This window comes from Nocardia stercoris (genome assembly GCF_003696265.1).
GTDB lineage: Bacteria > Actinomycetota > Actinomycetes > Mycobacteriales > Mycobacteriaceae > Nocardia > Nocardia stercoris.
In genome coordinates this window covers 103,533-116,931 of sequence record NZ_RFFH01000012.1, presented here as the reverse complement: position 1 = coordinate 116,931, position 13,399 = coordinate 103,533, and the positions used below count along the sequence as shown (strand labels likewise).

At 71.2% G+C, this 13,399-nt stretch carries 11 protein-coding genes; 3 read left to right on the top strand and 8 right to left on the bottom strand.

From position 1 onward, the window contains the following. Window positions 1–72 precede the first annotated feature (72 nt). The 3 genes from EBN03_RS24155 to EBN03_RS24145 all read right to left on the bottom strand — a co-directional run bounded on the left by EBN03_RS24155 (window position 73) and on the right by EBN03_RS24145 (window position 2,734). Window positions 73–1,095, bottom strand: coding sequence for a hypothetical protein (locus EBN03_RS24155; protein ID WP_122190405.1), 1,023 nt, complete (start codon window positions 1,093–1,095; stop codon window positions 73–75). Between the two features lie 238 nt (window positions 1,096–1,333). Further along, entirely contained in the window at window positions 1,334–1,837 is a 504-nt protein-coding gene (locus tag EBN03_RS24150; RefSeq protein ID WP_122190404.1) for a hypothetical protein, read from the bottom strand. An 84-nt stretch (window positions 1,838–1,921) separates the two neighbouring features. Then, the gene (locus tag EBN03_RS24145; RefSeq protein WP_122190403.1) at window positions 1,922–2,734 is read right to left on the bottom strand and encodes an alpha/beta hydrolase; all 813 of its coding nucleotides are present in this window, start codon (window positions 2,732–2,734) and stop codon (window positions 1,922–1,924) included. Window positions 2,735–2,925: 191 nt separating this feature from the next. On the opposite strand from EBN03_RS24145, the gene EBN03_RS24140 reads away from it, so the two are divergent. After that, window positions 2,926–3,957, top strand: a complete 1,032-nt coding sequence (locus EBN03_RS24140; RefSeq protein WP_122190402.1) for an alpha/beta fold hydrolase — start codon at window positions 2,926–2,928, stop codon at window positions 3,955–3,957. 332 nt (window positions 3,958–4,289) lie between these two features. On the opposite strand, the gene pheT is transcribed toward EBN03_RS24140, so the two are convergent. Both pheT and pheS read right to left on the bottom strand, forming a co-directional pair. Then, window positions 4,290–6,788 (bottom strand): phenylalanine--tRNA ligase subunit beta, encoded by a 2,499-nt coding sequence (gene pheT / locus EBN03_RS24135; RefSeq protein WP_122190401.1) that lies wholly within the window; start codon window positions 6,786–6,788, stop codon window positions 4,290–4,292. A 36-nt stretch (window positions 6,789–6,824) separates the two neighbouring features. Beyond that, window positions 6,825–7,895 (bottom strand): phenylalanine--tRNA ligase subunit alpha, encoded by a 1,071-nt coding sequence (gene pheS, locus EBN03_RS24130; RefSeq protein ID WP_199742941.1) that lies wholly within the window; start codon window positions 7,893–7,895, stop codon window positions 6,825–6,827. Between the two features lie 243 nt (window positions 7,896–8,138). Here pheS and EBN03_RS24125 point away from each other — a divergent pair, with 243 nt between their 5' ends. After that, window positions 8,139–8,933, top strand: coding sequence for a VC0807 family protein (locus tag EBN03_RS24125; protein ID WP_122190400.1), 795 nt, complete (start codon window positions 8,139–8,141; stop codon window positions 8,931–8,933). Window positions 8,934–9,006: 73 nt separating this feature from the next. On the opposite strand, the gene EBN03_RS24120 is transcribed toward EBN03_RS24125, so the two are convergent. Next, entirely contained in the window at window positions 9,007–9,558 is a 552-nt protein-coding gene (locus EBN03_RS24120) for a hypothetical protein (protein WP_122190399.1), read from the bottom strand. 375 nt (window positions 9,559–9,933) lie between these two features. Continuing rightward, window positions 9,934–11,199 carry a lipase family protein gene (locus EBN03_RS24115; RefSeq protein WP_158675728.1) on the bottom strand — a complete coding sequence of 422 codons (1,266 nt, stop codon included), beginning with the start codon at window positions 11,197–11,199 and terminating at the stop codon, window positions 9,934–9,936. Window positions 11,200–11,314: 115 nt separating this feature from the next. Here EBN03_RS24115 and EBN03_RS24110 point away from each other — a divergent pair, with 115 nt between their 5' ends. Beyond that, window positions 11,315–11,953, top strand: coding sequence for a TetR/AcrR family transcriptional regulator (locus EBN03_RS24110; protein ID WP_122190397.1), 639 nt, complete (start codon window positions 11,315–11,317; stop codon window positions 11,951–11,953). 100 nt (window positions 11,954–12,053) lie between these two features. Here EBN03_RS24110 and EBN03_RS24105 read toward each other — a convergent pair whose 3' ends face one another. After that, entirely contained in the window at window positions 12,054–13,385 is a 1,332-nt protein-coding gene (locus EBN03_RS24105; protein ID WP_122190396.1) for a hypothetical protein, read from the bottom strand. Between the last annotated feature and the right edge of the window lie 14 nt (window positions 13,386–13,399).

Genomic DNA, 13,399 nt, shown 5'->3' with positions numbered 1-13,399 from the left:
CGCACGCCGCCTCCGGCTTATAGGGGTGCAGTTATCATAACTGTACCCCTATAAGCCACAGCCGCTCGGCGGTCAGCTGGCTGACAGGATGCCGAGCGCCCCTTCACCCAGGTAGAACGGCTCGAGGCGCTCGCGGATCAGCTTGGCCAGTACTCCGTCGGCCTTGGCGGCCTCGATGACGGCCGGGCCGAAGCGCAGGATCTCCTCGGCGATGTCGTCGCGGTCGGCGCCGAGTTCGGTGACCAGTTCGCCGAGGGTGTGGTCGCCGTAGCGGGCGAAAAAGACGTCGACGGCGTCGTCGAGGAGGATGCCGGTGAATTCCTTGTTGCGGGTGGAGACGATCAGGTCCTGAATCATGACCGCGAAGTCGCGGACGTCGGCCTGGGTGAGGTAGGCGCGCAGGCCGGCGACGGGTTCGGCGGCGTGGACGTCCCAGACCTGCATGGCGGCGACATGGACCGGGGCCACACGCAGGGTTTCGCGCAGGGCGTTGGTGACGCGCTTGAGGCCGTACATAGTGCCCTTGCCGGCGGCGTCGCCGAGGAAACTGTTGTCGGCGGCCTTCTTCGCGGTCTTGACGGCGCTCTGCCCCAGCGACATCAGCGAACCCACGCCGGGGACCTTGCCGGCGATCTTCTTGTTCGCCTCCAGGATGTCGTCCACGAGACGGTCGACGAAAGTGGAGGCGACCGGACCGGCTTCGGCGGCCTCGCTGAGGCGGTCGAGCAGGCGTTCGTGCGCGGTGTGCAGGCCGAGCAGCTTCTGGACCAGGACGTCGACCTTGGCGCGGTCGACGACGGTGCTGAGCAGGCGGTCCTGGGTGGCGGCCACGCGGTCGTAGAGCGATTCGGCCAGGGCCGGGGTGAGCACGCCGACGATCGGCGCGGCACCGGCCCGGTCCACGGCCTTGCGCAGGGCGGCCTTGGCCTGGTCGGGGGTGACCACGTCGCGGAAGACGATGCCGTCGGCGACGGCGAGCACCGCCGGGACGTCGCGTGCGACGACCTCGGCGAACCGGTCGCCCGACAGTTCGCCGATCAGGTATTCCACCTGGGCGTCGAGCAGCTTTTCGGCGATCTCCCGGGATCGGTCCATTGTCGTCCACCTCGTCCGTCATGGAACGTCGGCGCCGGAGCCGTTGTCGTGCAACAATTTCCGCGTACCGCCGCAGCGCTCCCACGCGGCGGGCGCCGCGCATGCCAGCTGTTGTCCGCGTCGCGGGCCGGCCGGACCGGCACGACGACACGGGTTCGACCCTATATCGCGAACTGACTCGAAAGTAAGTACCGGCGGCGAACAAGTTACCGCGGCACGCCGCGGCCCCGGCCGCAGATCAGTCGGTTTTATTGTCGCGCAAGGACTTCCGGATCTGCTCCAGACGATCCCGGGCGGCCTGCTCGCGCGCCTCCCACTGCTCCTCGGTGCTGCGCCCGGCCGGAGTCTGCCGGTCCAGCTCCTCCATGCCCTGGGCGGTTCCGAAGCGGCGCTCCACCTTCTCGCGCACCGAATCGAAGGTCGGGACGCCGCCGGAGGTGTAGCCGCCGAACACCGGAGCCGAACCGGCGAAGCCGCCCGGAGCGACCGGCGTGCCGATGCTGGGTGCGATCGTGTCGGGCACCGGAATTCGACCGGACTCGGGCGCGTCCATCGGTGACGGCTCGGGTGCATCCGGCACCACATCGGCGTCGATGGCATCTCCTTGGCGCAGGATCTCGGTCGCGACGACCTGCAGCGCATCCAGTCCGGGGCGGCCGCGCACCGCGGACGCGACGACGGTCGCCAGTTCCTTGTCGGGCAGGCTCGCCAACAGTGCCGCCAGCTCGTCGAGTTCACTCATCGCCGCCCCGCCCGTCCGCAACAGTCACGGACCCCAGGCTACGCGGGCCGGCCGACATCCGGCCGGAGCGTTCCGGCACGCCGGTCAGGGCGCCGCCGTGCCGCGGGCCGGGGTCCCGTCGACCGCGGCGAGCACCTCGCGCGCCCAGTCCGCCACCGCCGTGTTCCAGCCCGGCTGCAGCGGCACGGTGTTGTGCATGGCGCGCGGATAGATGTGCAGCCGTTTGGGTTCCGGTGCGGCCGCGAACAAGTCGCGGCCCATGCCGACCGGGACCAGCTCGTCGCGCTCGCCGTGCATGATGAGCACCGGCGACCGCAGGGTGCGCACCCGCCGCAGGCTCGGGAACGCGTCGGGCATGGTGAACGCCGGCAACAGTGGATACAGCGAGCGCACCACATCCCGCAGACCGGTGAACGTGGACACCAGGATCAGGCCCGCGGGCGGATGGGCCTGCGCCAACTCCAGCAGCACACCGCCGCCGAGCGACTTCCCGAAGTACAACACCCGTTCCGGGTCCACCTCCGGCTGGGCGAGCAGCGCCGCCCGGGCCGCCCGCGCGTCGAGGTACATGCCCTGCTCGCTGGGCCGGCCGGTGCTGCGGCCGTAGCCGCGGTAGTCGAAGACCAGGACGTCGAATCCGGCGTCGGCCAGCAGCGCGAGGACCGGCATCCGGCCGCTGATGTTCCCCGCGTTGCCGTGCGCGTAGAGGATGTGTCCCAGCGGTGCGCGCCCGCCCCGGGCCCGCACGAACCACGCCGACAGTTCGCACCCGTCGGCGGTCACGACCGGGACATCGGTGTAGTCGAGGCCGTAATCGGCCGGCGTACCGGTGCCGCCGGCTTCCGGCCGGAACACCAACAGTTCCAGCACCGGACGTACGGGGTGGATCAGGTCCATGTCGTCACCCTGTTCCTTCCGGCCCGCGGTCTCGGGCCGCGCTCACCTCGTCCTCGGTGAGATTACGCGCCGGTAGGGCACTTCGGCCATACCGGACCGTCGTTTCCGACATGATCGAGGCGGCGCGGGTCCTTCGACCGCCGCCTCGAACGACCGCCGGACGTGCCGCGTCTCCGGCACCTGGAGTCACGATGTACCTGCGCACCTCGGCCCTGGTCCTGCTCGCCGCCGTCTGCACGATCGCGGCCGGTCCCGCCGCCGCCGACCCGATCTTGCCGACTGGGAACGGGCTGCCCGACCCGGTCGCACCGCCGGGCACGGTCACTGTGGCCGACGGCGTCGTACCGCCCGCCCAGGCCGCACCCGTCCTGCTGCCCGGCACGATCGACCTGCCGTGTGCCGGTTCGACCCTGCGGCAACACGCGACCTGGTACCTGCCCGAGGGCCGCCCGCGCGGCCTGGTCTGGGTGCAGCACGGGTTCGCGCGCGCCGACGGCAATGTCGCGGAACTGGCCGAATCCCTCTCCGCTGCTGGGTATCTCGTGTTCGCGCCGAGCCTGCCGTTCCTGAATCTCGACGGCTGCACCCTGCAGAACCTCGGCGACAACACCGCATTCCTCGACGGCGTGGCCGAACTGTTCGCCACCGCGGACGATCCGGCGGGCCCGCTGGCCGCCGATCTCGCCGCGGCGGCCGCCGCGGCCGGGCGGATCGCGCCGCCACTGCCCCGGCAGTTCGTCTTCGTCGGGCACTCGGCGGGCGCGGAGGCTGTCGAATACGTTGCCCACCACCTGCACACCGACTCCCCCACCGGCTGGACGGGACTGCGCGGCCTGATCCTGCTCGACCCGGTGAAGTCCTTCCTGGGCAACAACACCGACGTCGCGCTGACCGACCTCGATTCCACCGCCCTGCCCATCCACGCAGTCGCGGGGCCGCCCGGGCTGTGCAATAACTTCGGCAGCGGCACCACCGCCCTGCAGACCCTGTTGCACCGCGATATCGTCGGCGTCCGGCTGCCCGCCGGGGAACACACCGACGCCGAAGGGGCCAGCTCGGACCTGGTCGGCGAACTGGCCTGCGGGGCACCGACGCCCATGAATACCGTTGCCGTGCGGTCGTTGACGACCGAATGGGCCGGCGACTACTTCGCCGGCACAGCGTCCGCACCGAACGATGCCGCCGCAGCCGCCGGCGCACAGGTACTCACCGGCGCTAAGTGACTTGCACGCCCACAAGAACTTTCACCGTCGAGCGTTGAAAATGAATGGACGGCAACGACACCGGGGACCGTCGATATCGGCCAGGTCGCCTGAGCGCTCGGTAGGCGTCGGCGCGGCCGGACAAGGCCGCTATCGGTAAGCATCGGCACGGCCGAACAACGCCGCTCTCGGTAGGTGTCGGCGCGCCGAACGACGCCGCACCTGCGCGACCGGAACACAAGCTCACCGGCACACCGTCGTGACGAGAGCCCGGGAGGTTACTCCCGGGCTCTCCGAACCGCTACGCCCGCAGGCACCCTCGTCGCGGCACTACACCGAAACGACCTAATCGCTCACGCGCGCAGCACTGCTCCCACCGCCCCGGCGGCCGCCGCCACCGCCGCGTCACGGGCGGCGCTGGCCTCGTCCTCGGTCAGGGTGCGGTCGGCGGCCCGGAAACGCAGCGCATAGGTCAACGATTTGCGGCCCTCACCGGCCTGGGCACCCTCGTACACGTCGAACAGCGCGATGTCCTCGAGCAGTTCGCCGGCGCCGCCGCGCAGCGCGGATTCGACGGCGACCGCGGGTACCGCGCGGTCGACACTGATCGACACGTCCTGCAGGACCGCCGGGAACACCGAAACCAGTGGGGCGGGCCGGGATTCGACCAACGGCAGCGCGTCCAGGTTCAGTTCCAGGGCGCAGGTGCGCGGGGGCAGGCCCGAGCGCTCCAGGACCGCCGGGTGCAGTTCGCCGGCGTGACCGACGACGACGTCGTCGACGACGAGTTCGGCGCAGCGGCCCGGATGGAAGGGCAGGTAGGCGGCGGCACGGCGCTCGATCCGGACGCCGGCGGCGGCACCGATGGCGTCGGCCAGGGCGAACGCGTCGGCGGCCTCGGCGGCGCGACCCGGCCCCCACGGTCCGCGCGGCTCCCGCCGGCCCGACAGCACCGCCGCGACGTGCACCGGCTGGTCGGGCAGCGAGCCGATCAGCTGCGCGATCTGCTCCTCGGTGGGCCGACGGTCCACCGGCAGCGGCGCGACCGGGGCGGTCTGCGGCGTGGGCAGCACCACCTGCGCGATGCCGTACACCGCGAGGTCACGGGAACCGCGAGAGATGTTGCGGGCGGCCACTTCCAGCAGCGCGGGCAGCAGAGTGGTGGCCAGCTCGGCACGCTCGACATCGAGCGGGTTCAGCACCCGCATGGTTTTGCGGCGCGGGTCGTCGGCGTCCAGGCCCCAGGTGTCGAACACACCGGCCTGCATGAAGATCGACGCCGGCACCTCGGCGCAGCCGGCGAAGGCCAGCGCCCGGCTGACCGCGCGGCGGCGACGCTGGGTGGCGGTGAGACCGCGACCGGCGGGAGCGGCGGGCAGCACCGACGGAATGGACTCCAAGCCCTCCAGGCGGAGCACCTCTTCCACCAGGTCGGCGGGCTGGGTGAGGTCGGGCCGCCAGCTGGGCGGGGTGACGCTCAGCAGACCCTGGCCGCTCTCGCTGACGTCGATGTCGACCGCGCAACCGACCTGCGCGAGCCGCCGGGCGGAGGTGCCGTTCGGGTAGGTGACGCCCGCGACCCGGTCGGCCAGATCCAGCGGCATCCGGATCGGTTCGACCGCCGGAACCGGCAGCCGCACGTCGGTGAGTACGGGTTCGACTGTGCCACCGGCGATCTCGGCGAGCAGCGTGGCGGCGCGATCGAGCGCGGCGACGTTCAGTTCGGGGTCGACGACCCGCTCGAACCGCTTGCCCGCCTCGGACACCAGCTTGTGCCGGCGGGCGGTGCGGAACACGGCGAGCGGGTTCCAGGTGGCGGCCTCGAGCAGGATGTCGGTGGTGGTCGCGCCGACCTCGGTGCTCGCGCCGCCCATGATGCCGGCCAGCGAGATCACGCCCGACTCGTCGGCGATCACCACGTCCTCGGCGTCGAGGGTGCGCTCGGTGCCGTCGAGGGTGCGCAACGTCTCGCCCGCCGACGCCCGGCGCACGGTGAGCGCACCGGAGACGGTGGCGGTGTCGAAGGCGTGCAGCGGCTGGCCCAGCTCGAGCATCACATAGTTGGTGACGTCGACGGCGGGCGAGATCGGCCGCACCCCGGACAGCAGCAGCCGGCGCTGCAACCACCACGGGCTCATCGCGTTCGGGTCCACACCGGTGACGCGGCGCAGCGCGAACCGGGTGCAGCCCGACGCCGGGTCCAGGTTCACCTGGTGGGCCGGGGTCTCGTGGTCGGGCAGCAGACGCTGCGCCGGGTCGGCGTATTCCAGGTCGAAGCCGCAGGCCAGTTCACGGGCCAGACCGCGCACCGAGAAGCAGTAGCCGCGGTCGGGGGTGACGTTCAGCTCGATCACCGTGTCGGAGGTGCCGAGCAGCGCGTTGGCGTCGGTGCCCGGCTCGGCGGTGCCGGGCTCGAGCACCAGGATCCCGGAGTGGTCCTTGCCGATGCCGAGTTCGGCGACCGAGCAGATCATCCCGTTCGAGGTGTGGCCGTAGGTCTTTCGCGAGGTGATGGTGAACCCGCCGGGCAGGGTGCCGCCCGGCAGCACCACCACGACCAGGTCACCGACCGCGAAATTCCTTGCGCCGCAGACGATCTCCTGCAGCTCGGGCTTGCCGATATCGACCTTGCAGAAACGGATCGGCTTCTTGAACTCGGTGAGCTCGGTGATCTCGGCGACCCGGCCCACCACCAGCGGGGTGCCGTCGCCGGTGATCGGCTGCAGCCGGTCGAGTTCCTCGACCTCCAACCCGACCCGGACGAAACCGGCGTCCAGCTCCTCCGGTGTCACCTCCCAGTCCGGGGTGGTGCGCTGCAGGATTTCCGTCAGCCAGGACTGCGCTACTCGCACTGTGTCGTGTCGCTTTCCGTGTATCGGTACAGGTGATCAGGACTGGATGCCGAAGGGCAGCGTGAACCGCACGTCGCCCTCGACGATGTCGCGCATATCGGGAATGTGGTTGCGGAACTGCACCGTCCGCTCCAAACCCATGCCGAACGCGAAACCGCTGTACACCTCGGGGTCGATTCCGCTGGCGATCAACACCTTCGGGTTGACCATGCCGCAGCCGCCCCACTCGACCCAGCCCGGGCCGCCCTTCTTGCCGGGGAACCAGACGTCCACCTCGGCCGACGGCTCGGTGAAGGGGAAGTAGTTGGGGCGCATACGGGTTCGGGTCTCGGGACCGAACAGCGCGCGCGCGAACGCGTCCAGGGTGCCGCGCAGGTTCGCCATGGTCAGGCCCTTGTCGACGGCCAGACCCTCGACCTGGGAGAACACCGGGGTGTGCGTGGCGTCCAGCTCGTCCGTGCGGAAGGTGCGCCCCGGGCACACCACATAGATCGGGAGCTCGCGCGACAGCATGGACCGCACCTGCACCGGGGAGGTGTGGGTGCGCAGCACCTGCCGGCTCGGGCCCGCACCGCTCATCGGCGCCACGTGGAAGGTGTCCTGCATGGTGCGCGCGGGGTGGTCGGGCAGGAAGTTGAGCGCGTCGAAGTTGAAGTGCTCGGTCTCGACCTCGGGGCCCTCGGCGACCTCCCAGCCCATGGCCACGAACACATCGGCGATCTGCTCGGAGATCACCGTGATCGGGTGGCGGGCGCCGACCGGCTGCCGCTGCGCCGGCAGCGTGACGTCGATCGCCTCGGCGACCAGCACGGCGGCGTCGCGCTCGGCGAGCAGGGTGGCGCGGCGGGACTCGAAGGCCTCGGTGACCCGGCCACGCGCCACGTTGACCCGCTTACCGGCCTCGGACTTCTCCTCCTTGGGCAGCGCGCCCAGCGAGCGCTGCGCCAGCGAGATCGGCGATTTCCCGCCCATGTGGTCGACCTTGGCGGCGGCGAGCGCGTCCAGGTCGGCGGCCGCGGCGAACGCTTTCTCCGCGGCGGCGGCTGCGGCGGCGAGGGATTCCTCGGTCAGCGCCTGGGTGTCGGCTCGTCCGGTGTCGTCGGCCACGATCGCTCGTTTCTCCCCTGTATCCGGTTGCGGCTGGTCTGTCGGCACTATTCTCGCTGGTCGCATCGTAGGCGATGCACCCAGCCCGACTCATCCGCATTTCGGCAGGTCGCGGTTGCCAGGGACGCCCGCGCGGCCCGTGACATCTGTCATGGCCGAATCATGATGAACGGCAAAGGTTCCGCGCGCTCGAGCGCCGTAGCGTCGTAGACAGCAACGGCACACCGAGTCAGGAGCCCTCCGATGAGCACCGACACCCGCACCCCGCAGACCACCGATCTCACCGGCCCGGCGGCCACCACCGGCGTCACCCTCCGCGGGTACGGCGCGCCCGAGAGCGGCATCACGTCCGGCGCGGCGGCCACCGGTACCGAGCACACCACCGGCGGCACGCCCAGCGCGGACACCGCCGGCACCTCCGCGGCCGGGTTCGACCGCCGCCGGATGCTGCTGACCACGGCCCGCGACGTCGCACTGCCCACGCTGGCCTACTACGGCCTGCACGCGCTCGGCGTCGGCGACGTGCTCGCACTGGCCGCCGGTACGGCGCTGGCCGGTGTGACGCTGGTCGTGGACATGGTCCGCACCCGGCGCGTCGACGTGTTCGCGGGCATCATCCTCGCGGTGTTCGCGTTCGGCCTGGTCACGACGTTCATCAGCGGCGACGCCCGGATGATGATCGTGAAGGACTCGCTGGGCACCGGCCTGGTGGGCCTGGCGTTCCTGATCAGCACCCTCACCGCGAAGCCGCTGTCCTACCTGGCCGCGGTGCGCACCCTGAGCTCGACCGCCCCCGCGCAGGCGGCAGCGTTCCAGGCCCGCTTCGACAGCACTCCGGCCATGCGCCGCACCTTCCGGCGGGTCACCGCCATGTGGGGTGCGGGCATGACCGGTGAGGCGGTGCTGCGGATCGTGCTGGCCTACCAGTTGCCGGTGTCGACCATGGTCTGGTTGAGCCAGGTGCTGATGGTGGTGTGCTTCGGCACCCTGGGCACCATCACCGGCTTGTTCGTCCGCCGCATGCGCCGGGCGCGCTGACCCACACGAAACGCCGCACCGATGACGACCGGACCCGCATCCAGCGACGCGGGTCCGGTGCCGTGCGGGCGCCTTACGGCTTGCGGACGTGGCTGAAGTCGCATCCGCCGGTACATACCGTGACCAGCGCGGTCCAGTTGTATGTGGTGCGACCCTTCTTGTGGCGGAGGGCGATCTTCTTCTCCTGCAACCCGTTCCGGCCGCATTGCGGGCACGGCGTCGGGATCGGGGTCCCCCACGGCTTCGCCGGGTCCAGGCGGAGGAAGACGGGAACCACCAACGCCACGGCCAGCGCCAACACCACGTATCCGAGGATCATCGTGAACTGACCGTCCGAGTGGCCGTTGTGCACCATCTGGTCATAGGAGTAGGTATTGCTGGAGCCGTGGCTCGTGATCACGCAGCGGTCACCGCGCGCCATCACCTGACCGTCGCACTGGGGCGCGGCGGTCGAATTCTGCCTGTCGGGCCCCCAGATGAAGGCGAGGAACGCCCCCACAACCGCAGCTACCGCCAGCCAGACCAGGCCGACGATCCGGGACCTGCCCGTTTCTCGGCGACGACGCAGGTCCGCTGCCCGATGGACCAGGTTCGCGGTCACGTCGCTGTTCTGCATGTACGGCACTTCCCCTCCCGAGCAACAACTCCCGCCCTGGTCGATCGCGTCGGCCCTGGGCGGACCGCGCCCGATGCTAGCCGAGCGATAACGTTGCAGGCCAACCGGTTTGCCTGCGCCGATCCCCGCGTGACGGCCCGTCCGAAGCGAGCCGCCATGGGACCGGGCGGCCCCATCCGCCGCAGGCGATGCTCCCCAGCGCATCGCCGGCCGAACCCCGAACCAGCACTGGATGATCCGGCCGCGGCGCCGATGACCGCACCCGGCGAGCCGGCGGCGGCCCATGCCATGCTCAGGGCGCACTCCCGAGTCCGGCATCCGCCGATCTCGAACCCGCACTGCGCAATCCGCAGGTACCGCTGACCCGGAAGGGCCGACCTGCTCCTATCCAGCGCTCAGCGCGGTGCTCTCGAGTCCGGCATCGGCCGATCCCGAACCTGCACTCGACAATCCGGCCGCTGAGCCGGCGGCCGAGACCGACGAGCCGGCACCCGCCGAACCGGTCGACGTGGTGTCGCCGGTGGCGTGCAGGATCGTGTCGAGGTAAGTGTCGACGGTGGAACGGGCCGTAGTGAGGATGGTTTCGTGGTCGTCGGCGACATAGTTGTGCACGTCGGGGTTCACACCGTGGGCGTACAGCTGGACGACCAGGTTGTAGACCAGTGGCGCGGGGACGTCGGTGTCGGCGTCGCCCTGGGCGATCAGGATCGGCCGGTCGTAGCCGCTGGTGGGAACGTCCATGACCGGCCGGGCGATGGCCTCGAAGTCGCCCTCGGCGAGCGGGCGGGCGAACATGGCGGCGATGTCCACGCCGTCCAAGGCGGTGACGGCGGCGTCGAGGCACAGCGGACGGATCCGCGCGAGCACCTGCTGCCCGTACGGGGTGAGGTAGCTGTTCAGATCGAAATCCGGTCGCGCCGCGGACAATCCGAGCAGCGCGTACACCCCGTAGGCCTTCATGTCCGGCGACAGCACGTCCGGTAGCCCGGGCCGCCCGACCAACAGCATCAGATCGACGACGCTGGCGCCGGGAGCGTAGGTGGCGGTGCCGCGGAAATCGAGTTCCGGGGCCCGGCTCGACGCCTCGGACGCGGTGAACAGCGCGGCCTGACCACCCTGCGAGTGCCCGACGACGGCCCAGCGGGTCGACAGTCCGGGCGTCGTGCCGTGGGCGGCCCGCACGGCGTCGACGGTGGCGTTGCCTTCGGCGTGACCGTCGAGGTAGGCGTGCGGGCCGGGGGTGCCCAGGCCGATGTAGTCGGGTGCCACGACCGCGTATCCGTGGGCCAGCCAGGTGGAGATGAGCGTCGGGTAGGTGTCGTCGCCCAGCCCGGCGAGGGAGGGCGCGCAGTTCTCGGCGACCCCGACGGTGCCGTGTTCCCAGGCGACGACCGGCCAGCCGCCGGCGGGGGCGGCCCCGGGCGGGGTGTACACCAGGGCGCCCGCCGTCGCGGGCTGGTTCAGCGAGTTCTGGGTCCGATAGGTGACGTACTGCACGGTCGCGGCGCCGGTGACGCCCTCGGCGGAAGTGGCGGGCCGCGTGGCCACGACCGTGCCGGGCGGGGCGTCCGCGTGCGCGACGGCCGGGACTACCAGAGCGGCCGCGGCCGCGGCGGACACGAGGGCGTTGCGAAGCGATGGTGCTGACATGGAAAACCTCGGAACGTAGTGGCGACCCGAGCCACGATAACTTACAGAACAGACGTACGTGTTGTTTTCTCCGCGACCCGGCCTCGGGCACAATGGACGCGGTGAGGACCCGATCATGACCAGCACCGAGACCGACGGCCGCCGCATCCGCGGACAGCAGCGCTACGCCCTCGTGCTCGACGCCGCCGTCGAACTGGTGCAGCGCGACGGCCTGCCCGCCCTCACCACCCGCGCGCTCGCCGCGGCCGCCCACGTCTCGCTGGCCTCGATCACCTACCACTTCCCCACCCGCGCCGACCTGGTCCTGGCGACCTGCACCGAGGCCGCCCGCCGCGACATCGCCGCCACCCACGACATCCTCGACCGCCTGCGGACCGTCCTCGACCCCGCCACCGTCACCCCCACCCAGCTGGCCGACGCCTGGCTGCACGAACTCACCGCGCCCGGCGGCCGCATCATGTCGGTGTTCACCCTCTACCTGGAGGTAGCCCGGCAGCCGGAACTGGCCGCGGTCGCCGCCGCCTGGTCCGCGGGCACCCGCGACGCGCTGGCCGCGATGCTCACGGAATTCGGTGTGGCCCAACCGCTCTCGGCGGCCGCCGTGCTGGGCTCGGCACTGGACGGGCTGCGGCTCCCGCTGCTCGCCCACCCGGATACCGCGCCGACCGCACAGGACCGGGCGGACCTGATCCTGCTGTTCTCCTGGGTTCTCGGCCGCGACACCGCGCCGGACCCGCGCTCAGCGCCGAAATAATTCTTGCCGACTCCAGGCAGTAGCCGACCGTTCTCTGCTTTCCGACGGACCTCGGCGCAGGTGCGCGCCGATACCGACCGCGGTGGGTGGCCGCGGGTATTCACTCGTCGGCGACGACCGGGGTGGTGGTAGCGGTCGGCTGGGTCACCGGGCGCAGCCGCTGCAGGAGCAGCAGGACGACAGTGCAGCCGAGCGCGATCGCCAGACCGGCGATGGCGGGCGCGGCCGATCCGGCCGGGGGCGCACCGGTGATGGACCCCCGGTCCGGGTTCAGGTCGTTCGGGCCGAAGACCGGCTGCCGGCCCGCGCGCAGGCCGCTGGTCACCGATGGCAGGTACATGACCGCGAGGGCGATGACGCGAACCGGCCGGAACGTCACCCGGCAGGAGCCGAAGGCGTAGCCGCCGGCCACGGACATCGCCACACCCAGGAGGATGGCGTGCAACCGGTTCTCCGGCGACGCGCTGTAGGTGAGCGCGCTGAACACGGCCACGGCCAGGCCCAGACCCATCGCCAGGTTCGGGTTCTGCCGGCGCAGGGCCAGCAGCACCGCCGCGGCCGCCAGCGCGGCGAGACCGACGGCCACCACGCCCTCCGCCAGCGGTGCCTGCACCGCGTAGGCACACGCCGACATGGCACCCACGACCAGTACCAGGCAGCCGTCGCGGCCCGGAAGGAGCAGGGCCGCAATCGATATCGCGAGTATCTCGGCGAGGACCGCGAGCGCGATCGCCAGGTCCGAGTGGCTGTGCCGGGTCAGCCAGTCGGGCACCGTCGTCGCCTGGGTCACGATCGCCACACCGGCCAGCAGCGGCGCCACCGGCAGCTCGTAGGTCGGCGGGGTCAGATCGGCGCGGAGCCGGTCGAACCAGGCGCAGACCAGGATCAGCACGATAGTCAGCACCATCAGGCTGCGCGGCGGCGACTCACCACCGGCCCAGTCCACGAGTCGCGAGGTGGGGCTCGGGCCGACGAAATGTGTCCCCGGTGGCGTGCCACCGGCCCAGATCGCGCCGATCGCGCCGACCACCCAGCCCGCGAATTGCGCTCGTCCGGGCCGCATTCCGATCGTCACCCCGGCCAGCAGCAGGCCGCCCGCGGTCGAGTCCAGGTAATTCAGGCTCGTGAGCGAGGTGCCGAGCGTTCCGGCCACGAAGACGGTGTGATTGGCCAACATGATCGCGGCCCCGGCGAGCGCCGACCCCCACGAGATCAATGCCCGCCGCAGGTTGGCCAGCACGAGCGCCGCCCCGAGCGCGACACTGATGCCGACCGCCGTGGACTGCGGTAGCGCGAACACCACCACCGTGCGGGTCGCGGCCGTCGAGCGATCGGCCGGCACCCCGACCGGGAAGATGATCGCCAATCCGGCCAGCAGCGTGCCCGCCACCGCGGTGGCGGTCAGGACGACACGGGCGAAGGTGCGGACCATGGCCTGGCCAGGCT